The organism is Halalkalibacter lacteus (assembly GCF_036663595.1).
Taxonomy (GTDB): domain Bacteria; phylum Bacillota; class Bacilli; order Bacillales; family Bacillaceae_D; genus Halalkalibacter; species Halalkalibacter lacteus.
Map to the genome: position 1 here is coordinate 107,200 of NZ_JAWRVL010000003.1, position 22,023 is coordinate 129,222.

The following is a 22,023-nucleotide window of genomic DNA, read 5'->3' on the forward strand; positions in this document are numbered from 1 at the left end:
TCAGGCCTTTTAACTTGCTCATATTCTGTCATGATTGCTGGCGGGAGGAATGAAATGGATGAGAAAAGAAAAGAAACAATTATTAAAGAAATAAAATATTGGAAACAGTCCAAACTATTACCGAATTATTATTGTGATTTCTTGCTTACATTGTATACGGAAGGAGAGCAAGTCACTGAAGAGAAAAAAAGAAACCAACCTTTATTGCTTAATGGGTATTCTCTCCTTACTTTTATAATGGTCCAATCTTTGTTTGTTTTAGCAGTTCTTGTCATTTATTTTACTGATTTTTCTTTAATAATGCAAATCGCAATAGTCGTTTTATTTACTATAGCTATGTTTTTAATTGCAACTAGAACAGTGAAATCAATACTATCGTCTATATATTATATGAATGTTGCACTCACTCTTTTTCTTTTAACCATTCAAATAGTGTTGGTTGTCTCAAATGGGCATTCAATATCTATAATGTTTTTTCTATCTTGCATTGTATAGCATGGTTATTAGCAGGCTGGAAATGGTCTAATCGTATCTTTATAGTAGCAGGAACGATAGGGTTGCTATATTTGCTTTACTTAATGCTAAGGTAGATAAAAGAGTGACAAAAAAAGCAAAAGTAGTAGGAATCGCTTTTCTTTGTGAACAAATTCAAGTAGAATGAAAAGGAAATCTTTAAAGCGTCTACATACTTGTTTGACGATATGTGTGATCCGATAATACTTAAAGGAGGATATGACGATGAAAGGAAGACCACTTTTACCATTTGCGATCACAGCCATTATTGGTATTTTGCTGATGGTCGTGCTTTCATTTGTTGGACTAGACCAACGTGCAGAAATGAATGCAGATGATGCAGATGAAGCTGAAGAAGTAACGGAGTTTGATGATCCTGTTACAGCTGGTCAAGAACTCGCACAGCAGTCATGTATTGGTTGTCACGGTGGCGACCTTAGTGGTGGAGCAGGTCCAGCTTTAACGGGGCTTGATGGCAAATATTCTGTAGAAGAAATAGCTGATATCATTACGGGTGGTATCGGTAATATGCCAGCAGTTTCGAACTTAAATGACGTTGAAGCAGATGCCATTGCCCAATACTTATTAGCAGAATCTGAATAAATATTAAGACGAGAGTGTGTAATTGAGCTCTCGTCTTTTCTATATAATAGTAGTAGAAGTTATTCTCGGTGAGAGAGGGTAAAATAAAGAGAAAAGAAAACGAAGGTCTCCACTGAACTAGGGAAGGCGAGAGTTTTGGGTTTATTAAAATTATACATAAAAGGTGATTTGATGAATGAAAGGCAGTTATCTGAGAGGTTAGTACAGGTTGCAACTTATGTACCAAAAGGGGCTAGAGTAGCGGATATCGGTTCTGACCATGCATATTTACCTTGTTATTTATGCTTACAAGATCCAGAATTGAGTGCGATTGCAGGGGAAGTGAATGAAGGTCCGTTTCAGTCCGCTTTGAAGCAAGTAATCAAAGTAGGGTTAAAGGATCGTATCGAAGTAAGAAAAGGCAATGGTCTTAAGGTTCTTGAAAAGGGAGAAGTAAATACAATTACGATTGCGGGGATGGGCGGTGGATTGATTGCCACCATTCTTGATGAAGGGAAGGAGAAGCTAGAAGGAGTAACAACTCTTATTCTTCAACCGAATGTTTCAGCAGATCTCATCCGAAAATGGCTTAGAAATAATAGTTGGTCATTAATTTCAGAAGACATTCTAGAGGAGGATGAGAAAATCTATGAGATCCTTGTTGCACACCGGGGGGATGATTCGGATTTGTACCAAGAAAATAGTGAACAAAAGCTTTTATTAGGCCCTTTTTTAATGAAGGAGTGCAACAGTACTTTCAAAAAAAAGTGGAATTGTGAATTAGTTAATTGGAAAAGAATTGTAACTGAGTTTGAAAAAGCAACTACAAATGAACAAGTCGAGCAAAAGCGTAAAGATTTATTAAATCAAATAAAAATGGTAGAGGAGGTATTGGAATGTCAAAGTTAATAAATGGTCAAGCACTTATTCAACACTTTGAAACGTGGTCACCTAAATCTCTAGCCGTTGAGGGTGACAAAAATGGCTTGATGATTGGGACGTTAAACAAACCAATAAAAAAAGTTATGATTGCATTAGATGTCTTAGAAGGGGTAATAGATGAAGCGATAGACAGTGAAGTGGATTTAATTGTTGCACATCACCCCCTTTTGTTTCGTCCATTGAAAAAGATTGATGTTACATCCCCTCACGGAAGAATAGTAGCTAAAGCGATTAAGCATGATATTACGATTTATGCTGCTCATACGAACCTAGATGTTGCAAAAGGTGGAGTAAACGATATGATGGCTGAAGCACTTCACCTACAAAATATAGAGGTTCTATCGCCAACTCAGACACGTTCATTAAAGAAGATTGTTGTGTTTGTTCCAGAAACTCATATTGAACCAGTAAGAGAAGCGATGAATATTGCTGGTGCAGGACATATAGGCAATTATAGTCATTGTACATTTAATAGCAAAGGACAAGGGACCTTCATGCCAGAAGAAGGGACGAATCCGTTTATTGGGAAACAAGGGGCTTTAGAATTTGTTGATGAGATCAAAGTAGAAACGATTATCCCGAGTTATCTTCAGAATAAAGTGATCCAAGCCATTATGAAAGCTCATCCTTATGAAGAGCCGGCATATGATGTGTATCCTCTTGATAATAAAGGAGAAGTAGTAGGCCTTGGCCGAATTGGGAAGCTTGAACAAAGCATGAAACTTGCTGATTTTGCAGAACAGGTAAAACAAGCGTTTGATGTAAATGGAGCTCGTGTTGTTGGAGATTTAACGACAGAGGTACAAAAAGTAGCGGTACTTGGCGGTGATGGAAATAAATATATAAAGGATGCGATATTTAAAGGAGCTGATGTCATCGTAACGGGTGATGTCTATTACCATGTTGCCCATGATGCAATGATGGATGGTTTAAATATCATTGATCCTGGTCACAATGTTGAAAAAATTATGAAAAATGGGGTAAAGGCATTTTTTGAACAATACCTAGAATCAAATAACTTCCAAACAACCGTTGTAGCTTCAAACCTAAACACCGATCCCTTCCAATTTGTATAAAGGAGAAGTGGTTTTCTTCTCCGCGTAAAAAGCCACCTTTTAGGAGGCCGCTGAAAAAGGTGAAAACCGACCTTTTTCAGTAGCCTCCTTTTATTGGTTCTTCGTTTTAACTTTTGGTAAGATTTTTTGAAGGATCACTTTGCGTTCAGGATTCCAGCTAGACTCATTTTCCGGTTCATACTTCTCTAAAAAGGAAATGACTTCCTTCGTAATTGGAGTTGGTGTAGACGCTCCTGAAGTGACGCCAACAGTTTTAATATTCTTAAACCATTCTTGCTTCAATTCCGAAATATCTCCTATGCGATAAGCTTTTGTATCTGCAATTTGTTCAGACACTTGAGCAAGACGATTTGAGTTATTGCTTTTCGGATCTCCAACTACAATAACGAGATCGCATTCTTTTGCTTGCTCTGCGACTGCTTCTTGACGTACTTGAGTCGCAAGGCAAATTTCATTATGAACCTCTGCACTTGGGTATACTTCCATTGCTTTTTTCATGATGTCACTAACATCCCACTGACTCATTGTTGTTTGATTCGTAATAATGATTTTCTCTGTTTTTATGGTTAAATTTTTCACATCTTTAACAGATTCAACAAGGTGTACAGAATCAGGTGCAACCCCAATAGCCCCTTCAGGTTCGGGATGCCCTTTTTTTCCTACGTAAATGATTTCATAGCCATTTGCTACTTGCTCGCGAATTAGATCATGGGTACGAGTAACATCAGGACAAGTAGCATCGACGACAGTAAGTCCTTTTTCTTTTGCAAGTTTCCGAACCTCTGGAGACACGCCATGGGCTGTAAAGATCACTGTTCCTTTATCTACTTGCTCCAGGATCTCAACTCGATTCGGTCCGTCAAGAGAAATGATTCCATCTTCCTCAAATGCATCAGTAACGTGTTTGTTGTGAACAATCATTCCTAAAATATAAATCGGTCTTGGCAAGTCCAAGTTAGCGGCAGCTTGTCTTGCAAGTACCATTGCATCGACAACTCCGTAGCAATATCCTCTTGGAGAAATCTTCTTTACATTCATGAAAAGCCTCCTATAGTAAGATCCATCTTATGAATTATAGACGAGTAGTTCAAAAATTGTAAGAAAACAACAGTAGGCTGTCTCATAATGATTCCGCCTCGCCATCACGTGGGAGACAGAATGTTGTTTTTGAGACAGCCTTGTTTTCCTGCTATATAGTATAATGGAGATTCTTTCACGTGACAATGCTTATGCTTCTTTTAACTCTATAAGTGCATCATCAATGAATTCATAAGCTTGCTCCTCAGTCATATCATTCACGAGGACCAGCTCACTAGCAATCATTTGGCGAGCTTTTTGTAAGTGATTACGGTCTTGAATATGGAGGCCGTTTGCCCGTTCCGTTTGCTTTCTTGAAAGAGATGAAATAAGATGAGCAGCGTCAATAATACTTCCACTCTTTAAGAGGTTTTCGGTTTCGCGAGAGAAATGACTTGTAGAAGGCGGGATATCTGGTCCGTTTTGAAGAGCGTCTACAAGTGAATCTAACTCTGATTGGTCTATAACTTTACGCAAGCCAGAATCATTAATCTTACTTTCTGGAAGCATAAGCTTCACATCAACGAGCGGGAAATTAAGAATAAAATAGGAGTGAGTTTCTCCTAATACATCCTTTTCTTCAATATCTTGAATTGTTCCTGCACCGTGATAAGGATAGACAACGTGGTCACCAACTTTAAACATGGGCATTCCTCCAATCGAGTAGTAACCATATTATAACACGAAAAAATTCAAAAGTAAATTTTACTATCAATGTGCGATTCTTGTCAATAAAAAATGTGTGAAATGTGTGAAATATAGTCTGTTTATAAATAGTTTATCTTTTATTACCTTATATATACAATTTTGGTGCGGGAATCCCTTGGATTGTTTTGGGCTTTAGTAAAGTTGCCTCTATTTTAGAATCACTAGAAGAGTTTGTTTCTTGCCTGACATCTGTTGACATATTGGCGTTTTCATTTGCGTCAATCGATGATAGTTCAACAGTATTGGCAGGTTCAAAGTTTTCATCTCCAGTGGAATCATTACTTCTCATAATCCTCCATATTGTCGGTGCATTCCGAATAAGTGGACCATACTGCTGAATCATAGGTACGACTTGCTGAGTTAATCCTAAAACTCTCTGAGCATTTGATAAGATCGTTGTTAAATTTATACCGCCTGAGGCAGCCGCTGTTGGAAATCCCCCCATCATAGAGGAGCCTGTAGCCTGTGTTGCACCTCCTCCTAATCCGAATAATCTTGAGAGAAGACCTCCTCCTCTTAATGCTTGTGTTCCTGCTCCAGCCATTGGATGAAACGCTTGGGAGCCGGCATGAGGCATCATATTAGCTGCATGAGACATAAATCCCCCATGCATTGGTACGGGTGTTTGCATCGGAATAGAACCAAAGGGTGGGCCGAAAAATGGTTGCATTCTTACCTCTCCTTTTCTTGAAGTAATCTATTTTAAAAAGTGTACTACTTACTATTTTTGGCAAGAATAAAAGTAGTGAAAAACAAACTGAACAAATGGTTACTCATATAAATATATGCATATGTACAAAATGCGGTGAGAAATGCATCTTAAGAATTAAGAAAAGGTGAAAGTGAGTTATTTTCATGTAAGAGGCTGTTCTGGCTAGGTGTAGACGATTTTAAAAGAGAGAGCTTTGAGGTAAGTAGGTAAGAAAAACAAAGGCTTCCGCCTGAGTCCACTCTTCGATTGAGAGTGAGTGGAGAAAGAAATGATATTTCCTAGGGTCTGGCGGAAGCCAAGTTTCTCTAATTCGACAAAGTATGATAAAATGAAGTATTACAAGAAGGAATTCAGAAGGAAGTTGGAATTTATATGAAATCAGAAAATTTTAAGAGGTTTGAGCTTAAGCCTTTTCTTATTGAAGCACTTAGTAGTCAAGGATTTACTTTACCGACAGATATACAAGAGAGGTTAATACCAGCGATTCATAATGGGAGAGATGTGATTGGTCAGTCACAGACAGGTACAGGGAAGACTCTTTCTTTTTTATTGCCTATTTTAGATAAGATTGACCCTAATACTCACGAAGTACAAGCTGTTATTACTGCACCTACACGTGAACTAGCTGGGCAGTTATTTGATGAACTAAAAAAACTTCTAGACTTTTGTCCAGAAGATGAGCAGATACAAGCAAAGCTTTTAGTAGGTGGTACAGACCGTGCTCGTGCAATTGATAGTTTGAAAGTACAGCCCCAAATTGTTGTTGGAACTGCGGGACGGATGGCAGATTTAATTGAGGAAAAAGCACTTCAAGTATATACAGCAACGATGCTTGTTGTAGATGAAGCAGATCAGATGCTAGATATGGGCTTTATTGCCGATGTCGATAAGGTCGCATCAAGAATGGCTGAATCGTTACAAATGATGGTTTTCTCTGCTACTATTCCTGAAAAACTTCAACCATTTTTGAAAAAGTATATGACGGATCCTCGCCATGTACAAGTCGAACCTAAGCATGTAACAGCAATTAACATAGAACACCGTATTATCCCACTTAGACATCGTGAAAAGATCAAATTTATTGTTGAACTTGCTAAATCCATTAATCCATATTTAGCAATTGTGTTTACGAACACGAAAGAGCAAGCCGATGAAGTTGCCGATGCAATGCATGGAGCAGGCTTGAATGTAGAACGTCTACATGGTGGCTTACAACCTAGACAACGCAGGCAAGTGATGAAACTTGTTAAAGAAGTGAAGGTACAATATCTTGTTGCTACTGATCTAGCAGCACGTGGGATCGATGTTAAAGGTGTAACCCATATTATTAATTATGGATTGCCAAAAGACTTAGATTTTTACATTCATCGTGTCGGCCGGACAGCGCGTGCTGGACTAGACGGAATTGCGTTTACGATCTATGAAGACCATGATCAGCAAGCAATTGAAAAATTATTAAAGCGTGGAGTTAAATTTACGTATTATGATTTCAAGCAAGGGGAATGGGTAAAGCTTGACCGTGCGCCACTTGGTGTACCAGGAAAGAAAAAAACATCTCGCTCTATAGAAACAAGCATTAAGACTACGACTAAGCCAAAAGAGCAGAAGCGAACTGGTGGCAAGGCTGTAGCTAAGAGCAAAAAAGTAAAGCCAGCTTATAAGAAAAAAGCTCGTTTTAAACAAGCAAAAGAAGAACAAAGACAAAGACGGAAGAAAAAGTAATGGTAAAAGAGTCTTTTAAAAAGGAGGGACATTGGAGGCTACTGAAAAAGGCAAAACCTAACTTTTTCAGTAGCCTCGGACATTGTCCTTTTTTGAACAGACTCACACGGCAATGAGTGAAGCCATTGCATGGTTTTAAGCCATTGCAAGCTACTTTTTGAACACGCTCTAAAAGGGAGAGGGGAAAATGACGCTTAAATTAGGTTCACATGTATCAATGAGTGGGAAAAAAATGCTTCTTGGATCCAGTGAAGAAGCTGCTTCTTATGGAGCGAATACATTTATGATCTATACAGGAGCTCCACAGAACACAAGACGTAAGGCGATTGAGGAATTAAATATTGAAGCTGGAATTTCCCATATGAAAGAGAATGGGATGATGGACATTGTTGTCCATGCTCCCTACATTATTAATATTGCAAACACAACTAAGCCAGAGACATTTGAATTAGGAGTTCGCTTTTTACGATCAGAAATTCAAAGAACTGAATCTCTGGGTGCAAAACAAATCGTTTTGCATCCTGGTGCTCATGTTGGCGCAGGTGCTGGAGCTGGAATCGAAAAAATTATTGAAGGGTTGAACGAAGTGTTTGAAGAAAAACATGACGTGCAAATAGCTCTTGAGACAATGGCAGGGAAGGGTTCAGAATGCGGCAGAACGTTTGAAGAACTAGCTGCTATTATTGACGGTGTCACTCACAATGAACGTCTTTCAATATGTTTTGATACATGTCATACACATGACGCTGGCTATGATATTGTTTCTGATTTTGATAGTGTCCTTGATTCGTTTGATCGAATCATTGGAATAGACCGTCTAAAAGTATTGCATATAAATGATAGTAAAAATGAGCGTGGAGCTGCTAAAGACCGTCATGAGAATATTGGGTTTGGACATATAGGCTATAAGGCTCTCCATTATATAGTTCATCATCCACAACTGGGCGAGGTGCCTAAAATTCTTGAAACTCCTTTTGTTGGAGAAGATAAAAAGAATAAAAAAGCTCCTTATAAACATGAAATTGAAATGCTTATTAATGGCGAGTTTGATAAAGAAGTACGCTCAAAAATACTTCTATAGCGTAAGAGGGGTGGCTCAAATTCGGGCTGTTAACCGACCGTTTGAGTCACCCTTTTGATGGTTGTTCTATGATATTTATTTGCCTTTTTTGTTATAGGTATTGGCTAAACTGATGCAACAATTGCTGTACGACAGATGAAACATAAGGATCTACTTCGTTTTGAAGACGTTGTATCATCCTTTCGATTTGTGCTTTATTCGCGACATCAATTTTTTCAGAGTGTAAAATGGAAATTACTTTTTCAGCTTGATTGGAACTAATGTTAATATTATGTTGGCTCGCAAGATCTAAAAGTTCTGTTGTTGTTAATGAATTAATCTTATTGTTGATAAGTTGTTGCATGATTGCATTCATGAAAGCACCCCTCTTCATCCCTTATCATAATGACAGTGTATGACTTCAATAAGAAAATGTGCAGAAAAAAAAGGAAATATTGTTAGTCTTATCGAATTAAGAGAGAGAACCCTAAAATAAAAGGGGAAAAACTCGAGAGAAATATCACTGTTTGAAAAGAGGGGGTGGGGCCTTATGGAAAATAAGCACCTAGAAAAACAAATAGCCCCAAAGAGGAAAATAAATTATTCATTAATGAACCAGCCTGTGCCAATACAATCATCGACACTCATGGAGGAAAAAATGATTGAGCAACACATTCTTATTGAGGAATTAGGTGTTCCTTTATTAAAAATTGATGAAAACTTACATATGGAAAAATGGAATAACGCTTTCATAGAAATACTCAACATAAGTGAAGCTGATTTGCATGTTTATTCATTGGTTGAACTGAGTATGCAGAAACCTATTATTTCATTCAGTTTGCATCTAATTCAAAAGGCGTTTGGAAACAAATGTAAACAAGAACAGGATTTTGAAGATGAAGATATCTTGTATCGTGTACGAGTCATTCCATTTCCCAAAGATGGAATCGTGTATGTAATATATGAAGATCGATCGCTTCAAAAACAATTTGAAAACTTACTCACGTTTCACCATCAAATGGAAGCCGTTTCTCACATCGCTGCAGGGGTTGCACATGAATTGCGAAACCCTTTATCTGTTATAAAGGGCTTTCTGCAATTAGCAAAACTAACAAATGATCATCAAAAGTATTATGATACGATTATGTCTGAATTGGATCGTATGAATGGAATACTTGAAGATTTCTTATCTGTTTCACGAAAAAAATTAGACCGAAGATGGCAATCACCCGTTCAAATAATGGATTCCTTGACGGAGATCATCAAAGCTGAATGTCTTCTCCATGATGTCGAGTTTTATCTTGAATTAAGTGATACGGATAAGCCAGTCTATGTGAACGAATCAATGATTAAACAAGTCTTGCTAAATTTATTACGTAACTCTGTTGAAGCTTATGGGGAATCCAATGTGAATCGAATGTTGAAAATAGAAACAACGGTCCAAGAAGAGAATTATGTCATTCAAGTAAAAGATAACGGAAAAGGGATGTCTGAGTCGGTTTTACAGCAACTAGGAAAACCTTTTTTTACAACAAAAGAGAGAGGGACAGGGATTGGAATCCCATTATGTAAGAAGATCATTGAGGATCATGGAGGCAGTTTTCAGGTAGATAGTACGTATAATGTTGGAACAAATGTGATCATTTCCTTGCCGTTAGGAAATCACTGAGGAGGGTCCTTGATAGGGTCTAGATAATAACTTTTAAAAAGGATTTGGCTTATTGACTATTCGCCCACTATAAGAAATTTATAGCGGGTTTTTTCGCGTGGAATCATTTTTTAACATTACCTAACTCGATGCTTTTTAGTCTTTTTCTAATTGGTCAGTTAAAAGAATGTTCATAACAACATTTACAAGAGCGAGAAGAAAGATTATAATTGATAAAGATAAAAGTTTACTTAGGGAAACTTTTATTCCCTGTCCTAAATTTGCACCTATTTCATTGTATAGCCATATGATGTTGTAACCCTTCATGTTAAATGCCTTTAATATACTTAAGTTACAGCATATTCACATAACAGTGTACATCTCTTTAGAAAAAAAAGAGGGATTCTTATAACGGAAAAGTTGCGTTATGGCAACATTAAAGGATTTTTTATTAGATTGGAGGAGAAGGTGTTGGATAATGTGTTACGAGTTGAATCACTTTCTGTCTATTATGAAAGTAACCAAGCGATTAAAGATATTAGCTTTTCTGCAGAAAAAGGAAAGTTAATCGGGATTGTTGGACCAAATGGAGCTGGCAAGTCAACTTTAATAAAAGCCATTCTTGGATTAGAGAAAGCACAAGGAAAAGTATCTGTTTTAGGGGAAAAAGTTAATAATGTTAGAAAGCAGATTTCTTACGTACCACAGCGCAATCAGATCGATTGGGATTTTCCAGTTTTGGTTGAAGATGTTGTGATGATGGGGCGGTTTGCTCATATTCCGTGGTATAAAAAAGCTGGGAAAAAAGATCAAGAAATCGTCGCAGAATCACTTGATAAGGTAGGGATGATTGATTTTTCTAAACGTCAGATTGGTGAATTATCGGGCGGGCAACAGCAAAGGGTATTTATTGCACGTGCTTTAGCACAACACGCTGATATGTTTTTTTTAGATGAACCATTTGTTGGAATTGATGTAACATCTGAGGAGATTATTATAAATTTGCTCAGAGAAATTAGAAACATGGGAAAAACTGTTTTTGTTGTTCACCATGACTTAAGTAAAGTGGAACAATATTTTGATGAACTTTTACTAATTAACAAAGAACTGATTGAATATGGGAAAGTCAATGAGGTATATCAACCAGATATACTCTCAAAGACGTATAGAGGAAGTATTACATTAGTTGGTTCCAATGAAAACATGATGGTGGTGAGTGAGTAATGAGTGACATTTCAATGTTTATTGATCAAGTAATGCGTTATACTTACTTGCAACAAGCTTTAGTCGCTGCAATATTAGTCGGGATCATCTGTGGGGTGATTGGTTGTTTTATCATTTTACGAGGAATGGCTCTTATGGGCGATGCCATTTCTCATGCTGTGTTACCTGGCGTTGTCATTGCTTATATGATTGGAGCAAGTTTCTTTGTAGGGGCAACGATTACAGGTGTGTTAACAGCTCTTGCAATTGGATATGTCTCTCAAAATAGCCGGATAAAAGATGACTCTGCTATTGGAATTATGTTCACCGCAGCGTTTGCCCTTGGAATTGTGCTAATTACTGGTCTTCGTGGAACTGGGGTCGATTTATGGCATATCCTTTTTGGTAATGTACTTGCGGTTTCTAGGAGTGATTTATTCGTTACGGTTGGAATTGGTGCGTTTGTTCTACTGATGATAGTTATTTTCTATCGTCCTTTGTTGTTGAGTACGTTTGATCCAATTATGGCAAAGGCAACTGGTGTTCCCGTTCACTTAATTCATTATTTGCTTATGCTTTTACTATCACTTGTAACAGTTGCGTCATTGAAGACAGTAGGAATTGTCCTTGTTGTCGCAATGCTGATTACACCAGGAGCAACCGCGTATTTATTAACTGACCGTTTACCTGTGATGCTTATGTTGTCTGCTATGTTTGGAGTCGTTTCAGCAGTTGTCGGAATGTATTACTCCGTTATATATGATGTTGCATCAGGTGCTTCTATAGTACTCGTGGCTTCTACGCTGTTTGGCCTTGCTTTTTTCTTTTCACCTAAACAAGGAATTGTTACAAAAAGGCTGCGTTCTAGGAAGGTGCAGAAAGCATCATAAATGTCTAAAAAAACGAAGCTTCGTAGCTTCGTTTTTTTAGAGTATATAAATAAGGAGGCTATTCTTCGCTTTCGGTAAATCGCGATGCAATTTCGTGAAATTGTAGTTGGCTCTGAATAGGCTGTTCATGTGAAGATCTTTCAATATACTGGTAACTACCATCAGTATTTTGTTGACGAGTTTTGGTATTATCTTGAAGCGTAATAGTTAGAATTTCTTTGATCCGGTTTTTATTTTTCTTGCTAATAACAGGAAACAGAATTTCAATTCTTTTTTCCATATTTCTCGTCATCCAGTCAGCAGAGGATAGATAAATCTTTTCCTCACCATTATTGTGAAAATAAAAAATTCTGCTATGTTCTAAAAAGCGATCGACGATGCTAATAACCCTGATATTTTCACTTACTTCCTTAATTCCAGGTCGTAAACAACAAATTCCCCGGACAATCAAATCAATTTGAACTCCTACTTGCGAAGCTTCATATAACTTTAAAATAATCGGTTTATCAGTAAGAGAATTCATCTTAGCGACTATGCGTCCTTGAGAGCCTCTTTTATGAATTTTAATTTCTTGATCAATTAAGCTGAGAAATTTCTCTCTAATTTCAAAAGGGACAGTAGCCAGATGATACCACTGCGGTTTTTCACTGTATCCACTTAAATAATTAAAAAAATTCGTTGCATCGATGCCAAATTGATCATTGGCAGTTAGAAAGCCTATGTCCGTATAAAGTTTAGCAGTGGAATCATTATAATTTCCTGTTCCTAAATGAACAAAGCGTTGGACTTGATCATCCTGATGGCGGACAATAAGAGTTATCTTACTATGGGTTTTTAAAGCTGTAATCCCGTAAATAACGTGAACCCCAGATTTCTCCAGTTTTTTTGCCCATTGAATATTGTTTTCTTCATCAAAACGTGCCTTTAATTCAACAAGTACAGTTACTTGTTTTCCATTTTCGGCAGCTTGGGCGAGTGCATGAATAATCGGAGAATCTCCACTAACTCGATAAAGAGTTTGTTTAATAGCAAGGACATCAGGATCATCAGCAGCCCGTGCGATAAAATCTATAACAGGTTGAAAGGACTCATATGGATGGTGGAGAATGATGTCTTTTTTTAAGATAGCTTGAAAAATATCCTCTTCTCCGAATAGATCCTCAGGTGGTTGCGGAATCAATGTCTCGTTAGCTAAATACTCATGTTCTTTAGCTAGTTGTCCGTAAAGTTTAAATAAGAACGATAAATCTAATGGTCCATTAAAGGAGTATACATCATTTTCATGTAGCTCTAGTACATCTAATAGAAGGTTGAGAACATTTTGATTCATTTGATCTTCTTGCATTTCTAAGCGGACAGCAGCTCCCCATTTTCTTTTTTTTAATTCTTTTTCAATTTCACGAAGAAGGTCACGTGCACCTTCTTCATGGATCGTCATATCTGCATTACGTGTAATACGAAAAGGTGACACAGATTTGACGACAAATCCACTAAATAAATCACCTATAAAATGACTAATTACATTTTCAAGTAAAATGAATTGCTCATTTTGTTTTTCTCCTGTAGGAGTAGGAAGTTTAATAAAACGAGTTAAAACAGAAGGTACTTGGACAATAGCTAATTGATCTTTTTCTTCCTCATTTCCAAGCTTTTTTAAAATGACAGCAAGGTTTAGACTCTTATTTAAGAGCATCGGAAAAGGACGGTATGCATCAATGGCCATCGGTGTCAGAACCGGAAAAATATAATTTTGGAATCGCTTTTTTAAAAAATGTATCTGTTCATCATTGCATTCATCGATCGATAAGAATTGAAATCCTTCATGGAAAAGAAGAGGTACAAGTGTTTTCGTATAAACGGTATCTTGCAATCTAATCAACCGATGATTTTTTTCCGCTATATGTGTTAATTGTTGTTTAGGGGTAAGTCCAGCCTTGTTTTCTGGTCGATTATAACCAGCTTTTACTTGATCTTTTAAACCCGCGACTCGAACCATAAAAAATTCATCAAGATTTGAGCTGAAAATTGCTAAAAATTTTAAACGTTCTAGTAGCGGATTTCGCTCATCAATTGCTTCTTCTAAAACCCGTTCATTAAAAGCTAGCCAACTAAGTTCACGATTGTTATAAAAGGTTGGGTTATTTATGTCAATATGTTCTTGACTAACGATATTATTTTGCATTGTACTCAACCTCTCTGCTAGTTTCGTCCTTTCCATTTTAACAGCTGATTGTAAATTTTATGTTAAGAATTCACTTTAAGAACTTCGACCGGTATATAACGAAATTTAATTGGATGTTTCAGTGCGCGCTCTAGATGCTTTTTATTTTTTGAAGCCTGCATATTTTCAAAAAACGCCTCTTCTTGATAATAAAAGGGGATTGTAAGTTCATCCTCAGTTTTTTCTACTTGGCCAATTTCTAGAATGGCTTTTCGGCGAGTTCGGTCCAATGAATAGGCTAACTTCATAATGGAGCCAAGAAATTCATAAAATCTCAGATCTTTTTTCTGTATAATTCGCTGAAAAGGCTCAGCATACTTAAGCAGTTGTGTTTTTGATTTAAAAGAAGATATAAACGCAATTGCTAGTTGGTCACGATGTGAAAGGCCTTCAATGGTCATATTCGTTAATAAGTAAAACGTATTTTGACTGCTAGCATCATTATTTATATACTCTCCAATATAAAGAACCCTTGCACTTTGATTGAGTAAGGTACGTGCGTTCTCACTTGAATGTTCGACGTGACAAAAGGAAGAAAGTTCATTATATAATTGAGTAGCAAGAGAGGATACATGGTTTACATGGTCAACGCTCACTTCATAGTTGTGGGTCAGTTGGTGAAAACTTTCTTCAACTACATTAGGAAAGCGAGTCGTTTCTACTTCTTTTAGCACTTCCTCGTAAAAGACACCATCACGTAAACCTTTGCGGCTCATAATAAATGTTTCTGCTTTTACGAAGGAAACGAGAGATGAAATAACTTCAGCTGCGGGAATAATGATATCAGCACGTTCTTTCGATAGACCATCTAACATCAAGCGCTCTTCTATCGTTGACTGTTGCAACATGTCATTTAGCTCAATCAAATCTTCCTTTGTAAATTCGTATTGATGAATGCCAGGCAAAGGATATTCTATTTGTCTTTGATGGATAAGAGAGAGGTTTCTAGCACTTCCACCGATTCCAATAACCGGATAATTAGATTTGTTTTTTAACCATGGCAATGTATGTAATTGTTCTTTGATATAATTTTTAAGAATTTCTAGGTTAGTGGAATTTGGCTGCTTGTCTCCATAGAACTTCTGTTGTAAGGTAATTGCTCCAAACGGAAAGCTATGATAATGTTTTAACTCTCTGTTTTCAAATAATGTAATCTCAGTACTTCCACCACCTATATCAACAGTATAGCCGTATTCAATATTAGTGGAATTGACAACTGCTAAATACCCATAAAAAGCTTCTTCATATTCAGATAAAACACGAATATCAAAACCTACCTTAGCTTTCACTAATTGAACAATTTGATTCTGATTTTTCGCTTTTCGCATCGCAGCAGTTGCAACGAGAATAACCTTTTTAACTTTATGGAAAATAATTACATCTTTAAAGCGGTTAAGAGTCTCTAATACAATCGTAATACCGTTGTCTGATAAGTTCCCTTCTTTTGTAATATGTGCACTAAGTCTTGCTACCGTTTTATAGTTGTGTATTTCGTTATAACACCCATTAAGGTCAATTTTATTAATAACTAATCGAATGGAGTTCGACCCCATATCAATAATCGCCACTTGATTTTCTTTCACATTACTCACCTCGACCTGTTCTGTTTAGATTAACTCGATTATAGCAAAAATTGTCTTTAATGCTCAAAGGTAGACAGAATAAAAATAACCTTTATAATAGGAGAGGACGTTTACTAAATCGTAATTATTCTTATAAGTTTTTAGTTTTTGAAGGAGGAACATAAATGAGTTCACCTAAACAAGATGAGGCGGTATTACTAGATGGTGTCTCATTTCAATATGGTAATCAAACTGTTTTAGAAGATGTATCGTTACAAATAAATAAAGGGTCATTTCTCGGATTAGTAGGACCAAATGGATCAGGAAAATCAACGTTAGTTAAATTGCTCTTAGGATTGTTGCAACCTCAAACTGGAGAAATTCGCTTATTTGGTCAACGAATTTCAAAGTTTCATCAATGGGGGAAAATTGGGTTTGTATCGCAAAAAGCGAATAGTTTTAATTCTGGATTTCCTGCTACTGTTTTTGAGGTTGTATCTATGGGGTTATATGGGAAAGTCGGATTGTTGCGCTTTTTAACGAAAACACATAAACAAGCCATTCGAGAGGCAATTGATCAAGTTGGGATGACAGACTTTATGCATAAAAACATTGGCGAATTATCTGGTGGACAACAACAAAGAGTGTTTATCGCTCGTGCGCTCGTAAGTGAACCTGAGTTATTAATTCTCGATGAACCGACAGTAGGTGTGGATGTTACTAGTGTTAGACAGTTTTACGACTTGTTAGATCGATTAAATAAAGAAAAAGAAATTACTCTTGTACTCGTTACCCATGATATAGGAGCAATGACAGATCATGTAACTGATGTTGCTTGTTTAAATAAGACCCTTCATTTCCACGGAAATACGGCAGACTTCGAGGCGAATCAAGATTTATCGTCATTTTATGGGCATGATGTCCATCTTTTAACCCATAATCATAGTCACGGAGGGCATTAACGAATGTTGGACGCATTTTTTCGTTATGAGTTTTTGCAAAATGCATTTTATACGGGATTGCTCATAGGGCTTCTTGCTCCAATGCTTGGAGTATTTTTAGTCGTTCGCAGGCTTGCTTTAATTGCTGATGCGCTATCTCATATTACTTTATCAGGAATTGCAGCTAGCTTGTTGCTATCTAAACATGTTGTCTTTTTTCAAGGGCTCAATCCTTTATATATCGGATTGGTTTTTTCTGTTGGTGGTTCACTCTTAATCGAACAGCTTAGAAACGCCTATAAATACTATAAAGAGATAGCCATTCCCATTATTTTATCTGGTGGAATTGGGTTAGGTGTTGTATTTATTTCACTAGCAGATGGATTTAACAATGATCTTTTTAACTATTTATTTGGAAGCGTGATTGCAGTTAGTCGTTCCGATTTGTGGACGATAAGCATCATTACCGTTCTCGTTGTGACTGTTATATTTCTGTTTTATAAAGAGTTATTTTTCTTATCTTTTGATGAAGAGCAAGCGCTTGTATCTGGCATTAATCGTAAGCTTATTAATTTTATTTTTATCATAATGGTAGCTCTAGTCATAGCGGCTTCAATGAGGGTGGTAGGGATTCTTCTTGTGTCATCTTTAATGACTCTACCTGTTGCAGCAGCGATGAGACTAGCAAAAGGCTTTAAGCAGATGTTTTTGTATTCGATTTTATTTGGTGAAATAGCTGTCATTGCAGGGTTGATTTTCGCATTTCACCTTGATCTTGCACCTGGTGGAATGATTGTGATGATTGCTGTTTTAATTTTGCTTGTAGTCATTTTATTTGAGAAAACTTTCTGGAAAATAAGTAGGGTGTTTAGCAAATCACAGAAAACGAGGTAATTAAACTTAAGAATAGGGGCTTATAAAGCATGGATGTATTATCACAGTTGACTTTTATAGAGAGAGGTCTTGTCGCAGGTATTGTGATTGGCTTTATTGCGCCGATTTTAGGTGCATTTCTCCTTGTGCGTAGAATATCTGTTATATCAGAATCCATCTCCCATATTACGTTGACTGGAATCTCAGCCGGTGTTTTACTAGGTACAATAGGACCTTGGTTTCAATCGATAAATCCAATGTATATGGGGGTTGTTTTTGCTCTTTTAGGAGCTTTGATTACAGAGCGATTAAGAGATGTATATCGGCATTTTCAGGAATTGGCGATTCCCATCATCTTATCAACAGGAATAGGACTTAGTGCGATCTTTATTAGTTTAGCGAGAACAGGTTATAATGAATGGTATTCATATTTGTTTGGGAGTATTGTCAGTGTTACAGTCAGTGATTTACATTTCATTCTGATAACAGCAATAGTTGTAGTATGTATGATTGCATTGTTTTATAAAGAATTTGTTTCGATCTCCTTTGATCAAGAATTTGCAAAAGTATCTGGGATTTCAATGAGAATAGCGAATTTTACTTTCGCATTGTTAATTGCCCTTGTTATTTCAATATCAATGAAAGTTGTCGGAATATTACTCGTTGGTGCACTTATAGTCATTCCTGTTGCAACGAGTATTCAAATAGCAAAAAGTTTTAAGCAATTGATTGGATTTGGAATTTTATTTGCTCAATTAGCAATGCTAATTGGTTTGTATTTTTCTTATCAATTTGCAGTAGCTACAGGTGGAATGATTGTTATGATAAACCTGCTCCTATTAGGGAGCGTTATAGCATTCAAAAAAGTTAGAGGGGGCTTGTGATCATGAATGTAAATGAAGCAATGGAGCTCTTGAAAGAAAAGGGTTATAAACATACAGAAAAAAGAGAAGATATGCTACTCTTTTTTGAAAAAGAAAAGCGGTATTTATCAGCAAAGGACGTGTTAGAACGTTTGCAAAGTGAGTATCCAGGCATGAGTTTTGATACAATTTATCGCAACCTTTCTTTATTTACTGAATTGAACATACTTGAGGAAACAGAGCTTGAAGGAGAGAAACGCTTTCGATTTAGTTGTTCAACGACACAACATCACCATCACTTAATCTGTTTAGAATGTGGAAAAACGAAACATATTGACCGTTGTCCGATGGATTTAATTCAGCAACAGTTTCCTGATTTTCAAGTTACAGGACATAAATTCGAAATTTATGGGAAATGTCAGAGTTGCGATGCAATAGGAAAAAAGTAGACTTTAGTTAATAAAAGTCTACTTTTTTATTGTAAGCGATGCATTGAGTTATAAATAGGTTCAATTGTTATTGAAATAAATAATTACAAAGTTAAAGTGAAATAAATTTACTAGCCAAGTGAACAAACCTCACTTAGTCACTATATATAAGCATTTGTAACAAATTGGAGGTATGCCATATTTTGAAACGCATGAAATAGCATGAATATCCTATCCTATTGTGTAGGAGGGGATGAAACATGGCAAAGCCGATTGTAAAATGTAATGTAGCAAATTGTTCTTTTTGGGGTGAGGGGAACAAGTGTCAAGCTGAATCGATCCTTGTAGAAATTGATTCACATGCTAATCACGACTATAGCATGGAAGCTGGCGAAGAACCCTACGGTGAGGCTGAACACATAGATTCAGCTCATGACATTAAAGAAACGTGTTGCCACACCTTCCGTCCAAAAGAGTAAAGGAAAAAGGACTGGCGAGAGCCAGTCCTTTTTCTTTTACATTGTTTCTTGTAGCCAATTATCTACCCAATTTTTTGCTTCTACCCAATTATTTGCTCGAATGACGTTTTGGGGAGAAGGGAGACGATTGTATGGTGTATCCATTAAAATGACAGGAATGTTGAATTCTTCAGCAATAGCTACGGCGTTATCATGTTTATCTTCAAAAAAAATATCCAATTGATGCTTACGTACAGCATCAAGTTTATTATGTTTCCCAACTAATTCAATATGGTCATATGGCACAGATCTCGTTACAAACCAATTTTGAGTAATTTCAGTTAAGTGGTTTCTTCTTGCTGTTATGTAGATTAAATCATGTGCTTTCGTCCATTCATGTAATGTAAGCTCTGCGTTTGCGGCTAAATTTGCTTGTTCATAAATAGTCGCTTCATGCTTACCCATCCATTCCCAAAATTGATCTTCTGTAATCTTTAAAATAGAAGTCAAATCATATTCAGTTAAATCATCTAATGTTAAAGATTTATTGAAATGTTTATTTAAATAGGGGATAAATGTATTTGGATCAGTAACAGTACCATCGATATCCAGTCCCATTCTCTTTTTTTTGTTCATCTTGTCACCTCATAATAAATGTCCTTGTACTTTAACCTTACACGAAATTTCCCAGTTGGTCTAGTCACTTACCTGAGCAAGAAAAGATTAACACCGATAATTATAATTGTGTGCGTCATACTATAACTGTTCCCCGAAAAAAAGAAAGTGAGGGATTCGTATGGCAGATCGAGAACATCCAAAAGATGAACCGATAAGGTTGGTTGATGAAGACGACCGTTCTTTAACACTGGTGAATAACCATGTTGATGGAGGGCGTTATGAAAATGGACGAGCAGATAGCCGTGATCTTGAGTTAACAGAAGAAGAAAAAGATGATGAACCAGTTGTTACAAATTTCCAGGAAGAAACAGCTGTTGAATATGGAACGGTGAATGGAATGGCTGAAAGAAATGACACAGCCGAAGCAAATGAAGATGATGTCACGGCTGGACGAGGCGTCGGAACATTTGCGATTGTCCTTTCCATTTTATCTTTGTTCTTCTTGCCGGTATTGCTAGGTGCAGCTGGCATTGTAGTTGGTTTTGTTTCACGTCGTTATGGCTCCACATCGCTTGGTAATTGGGCGATAGGTATTGGTGCAATTTCGATTCTCATGACCGTCTTTTTCTCTCCATTCTTTTAACGTACAAGTAATGGATGAGAACGGGGAACATATAAAGAAAAAAGCATAAGCGCTTAGCTTATGCTTTTTCTAATTCACGCTGTTTTTTAAAGTACTCTTCAGCGATTTTATCAATTTCTATTTTTAGTTCTTCAACCATTGTTTCTTCAGGTACTTTTCTAACAATTTCACCTTTCATGAATAGAAGACCTTCACCGCGAGCACCGGCAATTCCGATATCAGCTTCGCGCGCTTCGCCAGGACCATTTACTGCACATCCTAAAACGGCAACTTTGATTGGGGCTTTAATGTTTGCAATATAATCCTCAACTTCATTAGCGATGCTGATAAGGTCAATCTCAATACGCCCACAAGTAGGACATGAAATAAGTGTTGCCGCATTAGCAGCAAGACCAAATGATTTTAATAATTCACGAGCTACTTTCACTTCTTCAACTGGATCAGCACTTAGTGAAATTCGTACCGTGTTTCCAATCCCCATGTTTAAGATTGCTCCGAGACCTGCTGCACTTTTAATCGTACCCGCAAAAAGAGTTCCAGATTCTGTAATACCTAAATGAAGAGGATAGTCAAAAGCTTTTGCTGCTTTTTCATATGCTTCGATCGCTAAGTTAACATCGGAAGCCTTCATTGAGACAATGATGTCATGGAAGTCAAGATCTTCTAAAATTTGAATATGGTGTAAGGCGCTTTCAACCATACCATCAGCGGTTGGATAGCCATATTTATCAAGAATTCGTTTCTCTAAAGAACCTGCATTAACACCGATCCGAATAGGAATGCCTTTTCCTTTTGCAGCTTGAACAACAGCTTCCACTTTATGACGTTTTCCAATATTTCCTGGATTAATCCGTATCTTATCGGCTCCACCTTCAATTGCTTTTAAAGCAAGCTTATAATCAAAGTGAATATCAACAACAAGTGGTATATTAATTTGTGCTTTAATATCAGCAATGGCTTCTGCTGCTCGCATGTCAGGGCAAGCTACTCGAACAACTTGACACCCTGCTTCTTCAAGTCGTTTTATTTCAGCAACGGTCGCTTCAACGTCATGTGTTTTTGTTGTTGTCATACTTTGAACAATTACTTCATTATTGCCACCGATAGTCAAATTACCTACCTTTACTGGGCGAGTTTTTGTACGATGTATTATTTCGGTCATTGACCTATCGCTCCTTTATCTCATTATGAGAATCGTCTTCATTTTATCAATGTCGGTAATTGTTTGGCAAGGATAAAGTAATGGTTCTTTAAAAGAGATGGGATATATGACAATTTTAGTA

Annotated in this window: 23 protein-coding genes; 15 read left to right on the top strand and 8 right to left on the bottom strand. The window is 36.8% G+C overall.

Annotated features, from left to right (window positions below; all coding sequences use genetic code 11):
* Positions 1-54: 54 nt before the first annotated feature.
* The 4 genes from SAZ04_RS03215 to SAZ04_RS03230 all read left to right on the top strand — a co-directional run bounded on the left by SAZ04_RS03215 (position 55) and on the right by SAZ04_RS03230 (position 3,113).
* Positions 55-495, top strand: coding sequence for a hypothetical protein (locus tag SAZ04_RS03215; protein ID WP_332690956.1), 441 nt, complete (start codon positions 55-57; stop codon positions 493-495).
* A gap of 243 nt (positions 496-738) precedes the next feature.
* On the top strand, positions 739-1,116 hold the full coding sequence (cccA, locus tag SAZ04_RS03220; protein ID WP_332690958.1) for a cytochrome c550: 378 nt from the start codon (positions 739-741) through the stop codon (positions 1,114-1,116).
* A 171-nt stretch (positions 1,117-1,287) separates the two neighbouring features.
* Positions 1,288-2,004 (top strand): tRNA (adenine(22)-N(1))-methyltransferase, encoded by a 717-nt coding sequence (locus SAZ04_RS03225; RefSeq protein ID WP_332691385.1) that lies wholly within the window; start codon positions 1,288-1,290, stop codon positions 2,002-2,004.
* A complete protein-coding gene (locus SAZ04_RS03230) occupies positions 1,992-3,113 on the top strand; it encodes a Nif3-like dinuclear metal center hexameric protein (RefSeq protein ID WP_332690961.1) in 1,122 nt (373 codons plus the stop codon). Before SAZ04_RS03225 ends, SAZ04_RS03230 begins: the two co-directional genes overlap by 13 nt.
* 90 nt (positions 3,114-3,203) lie before the next feature.
* Here SAZ04_RS03230 and SAZ04_RS03235 read toward each other — a convergent pair whose 3' ends face one another.
* The 3 genes from SAZ04_RS03235 to vrrA form a co-directional block, all read right to left on the bottom strand.
* A complete protein-coding gene (locus SAZ04_RS03235) occupies positions 3,204-4,151 on the bottom strand; it encodes a 4-hydroxy-3-methylbut-2-enyl diphosphate reductase (RefSeq protein ID WP_332690964.1) in 948 nt (315 codons plus the stop codon).
* A 189-nt stretch (positions 4,152-4,340) separates the two neighbouring features.
* Positions 4,341-4,835: a CarD family transcriptional regulator gene (locus SAZ04_RS03240; RefSeq protein WP_034625011.1), complete on the bottom strand. Its 495-nt coding sequence runs from the start codon at positions 4,833-4,835 to the stop codon at positions 4,341-4,343.
* A gap of 148 nt (positions 4,836-4,983) precedes the next feature.
* Complete coding sequence (vrrA, locus tag SAZ04_RS03245; RefSeq protein WP_332690970.1) at positions 4,984-5,568, bottom strand: VrrA/YqfQ family protein; 585 nt, start codon at positions 5,566-5,568, stop codon at positions 4,984-4,986.
* A 414-nt stretch (positions 5,569-5,982) separates the two neighbouring features.
* On the opposite strand from vrrA, the gene SAZ04_RS03250 reads away from it, so the two are divergent.
* A complete protein-coding gene (locus SAZ04_RS03250) occupies positions 5,983-7,332 on the top strand; it encodes a DEAD/DEAH box helicase (RefSeq protein ID WP_332690972.1) in 1,350 nt (449 codons plus the stop codon).
* Between the two features lie 187 nt (positions 7,333-7,519).
* On the top strand, positions 7,520-8,413 hold the full coding sequence (locus SAZ04_RS03255) for a deoxyribonuclease IV (RefSeq protein ID WP_332690974.1): 894 nt from the start codon (positions 7,520-7,522) through the stop codon (positions 8,411-8,413).
* Between the two features lie 91 nt (positions 8,414-8,504).
* Here SAZ04_RS03255 and SAZ04_RS03260 read toward each other — a convergent pair whose 3' ends face one another.
* Positions 8,505-8,768, bottom strand: a complete 264-nt coding sequence (locus tag SAZ04_RS03260; protein WP_332690976.1) for a DUF2624 family protein — start codon at positions 8,766-8,768, stop codon at positions 8,505-8,507.
* A 174-nt stretch (positions 8,769-8,942) separates the two neighbouring features.
* On the opposite strand from SAZ04_RS03260, the gene SAZ04_RS03265 reads away from it, so the two are divergent.
* The 3 genes from SAZ04_RS03265 to SAZ04_RS03275 all read left to right on the top strand — a co-directional run bounded on the left by SAZ04_RS03265 (position 8,943) and on the right by SAZ04_RS03275 (position 12,133).
* Positions 8,943-10,061: a two-component system sensor histidine kinase NtrB gene (locus tag SAZ04_RS03265; protein WP_332690978.1), complete on the top strand. Its 1,119-nt coding sequence runs from the start codon at positions 8,943-8,945 to the stop codon at positions 10,059-10,061.
* A gap of 450 nt (positions 10,062-10,511) precedes the next feature.
* Positions 10,512-11,264, top strand: coding sequence for a metal ABC transporter ATP-binding protein (locus SAZ04_RS03270; protein WP_332690980.1), 753 nt, complete (start codon positions 10,512-10,514; stop codon positions 11,262-11,264).
* The gene (locus SAZ04_RS03275; protein WP_332690982.1) at positions 11,264-12,133 is read left to right on the top strand and encodes a metal ABC transporter permease; all 870 of its coding nucleotides are present in this window, start codon (positions 11,264-11,266) and stop codon (positions 12,131-12,133) included. Before SAZ04_RS03270 ends, SAZ04_RS03275 begins: the two co-directional genes overlap by 1 nt.
* 58 nt (positions 12,134-12,191) lie before the next feature.
* Here SAZ04_RS03275 and SAZ04_RS03280 read toward each other — a convergent pair whose 3' ends face one another.
* Positions 12,192-14,315 (bottom strand): RNA degradosome polyphosphate kinase, encoded by a 2,124-nt coding sequence (locus SAZ04_RS03280; protein WP_332690985.1) that lies wholly within the window; start codon positions 14,313-14,315, stop codon positions 12,192-12,194.
* Between the two features lie 62 nt (positions 14,316-14,377).
* Positions 14,378-15,937: an exopolyphosphatase gene (gene ppx, locus SAZ04_RS03285; protein ID WP_332690988.1), complete on the bottom strand. Its 1,560-nt coding sequence runs from the start codon at positions 15,935-15,937 to the stop codon at positions 14,378-14,380.
* Between the two features lie 164 nt (positions 15,938-16,101).
* Here ppx and SAZ04_RS03290 point away from each other — a divergent pair, with 164 nt between their 5' ends.
* From SAZ04_RS03290 to SAZ04_RS03310, 5 genes are all read left to right on the top strand, one after another.
* On the top strand, positions 16,102-16,878 hold the full coding sequence (locus tag SAZ04_RS03290) for a metal ABC transporter ATP-binding protein (RefSeq protein WP_332690991.1): 777 nt from the start codon (positions 16,102-16,104) through the stop codon (positions 16,876-16,878).
* A 3-nt stretch (positions 16,879-16,881) separates the two neighbouring features.
* The gene (locus SAZ04_RS03295; protein WP_332690995.1) at positions 16,882-17,751 is read left to right on the top strand and encodes a metal ABC transporter permease; all 870 of its coding nucleotides are present in this window, start codon (positions 16,882-16,884) and stop codon (positions 17,749-17,751) included.
* Between the two features lie 29 nt (positions 17,752-17,780).
* Positions 17,781-18,614 carry a metal ABC transporter permease gene (locus SAZ04_RS03300; protein ID WP_332690998.1) on the top strand — a complete coding sequence of 278 codons (834 nt, stop codon included), beginning with the start codon at positions 17,781-17,783 and terminating at the stop codon, positions 18,612-18,614.
* 2 nt (positions 18,615-18,616) lie between these two features.
* Positions 18,617-19,042: a Fur family transcriptional regulator gene (locus SAZ04_RS03305; protein ID WP_332691001.1), complete on the top strand. Its 426-nt coding sequence runs from the start codon at positions 18,617-18,619 to the stop codon at positions 19,040-19,042.
* A 239-nt stretch (positions 19,043-19,281) separates the two neighbouring features.
* The gene (locus tag SAZ04_RS03310; RefSeq protein WP_332691004.1) at positions 19,282-19,500 is read left to right on the top strand and encodes a DUF1540 domain-containing protein; all 219 of its coding nucleotides are present in this window, start codon (positions 19,282-19,284) and stop codon (positions 19,498-19,500) included.
* Between the two features lie 36 nt (positions 19,501-19,536).
* Here SAZ04_RS03310 and SAZ04_RS03315 read toward each other — a convergent pair whose 3' ends face one another.
* Positions 19,537-20,115, bottom strand: a complete 579-nt coding sequence (locus SAZ04_RS03315) for a hypothetical protein (protein WP_332691008.1) — start codon at positions 20,113-20,115, stop codon at positions 19,537-19,539.
* Between the two features lie 160 nt (positions 20,116-20,275).
* Here SAZ04_RS03315 and SAZ04_RS03320 point away from each other — a divergent pair, with 160 nt between their 5' ends.
* Entirely contained in the window at positions 20,276-20,740 is a 465-nt protein-coding gene (locus SAZ04_RS03320) for a DUF4190 domain-containing protein (RefSeq protein WP_332691011.1), read from the top strand.
* Positions 20,741-20,798: 58 nt separating this feature from the next.
* On the opposite strand, the gene ispG is transcribed toward SAZ04_RS03320, so the two are convergent.
* Entirely contained in the window at positions 20,799-21,893 is a 1,095-nt protein-coding gene (ispG, locus tag SAZ04_RS03325) for a flavodoxin-dependent (E)-4-hydroxy-3-methylbut-2-enyl-diphosphate synthase (RefSeq protein ID WP_332691388.1), read from the bottom strand.
* Positions 21,894-22,023 lie beyond the last annotated feature (130 nt).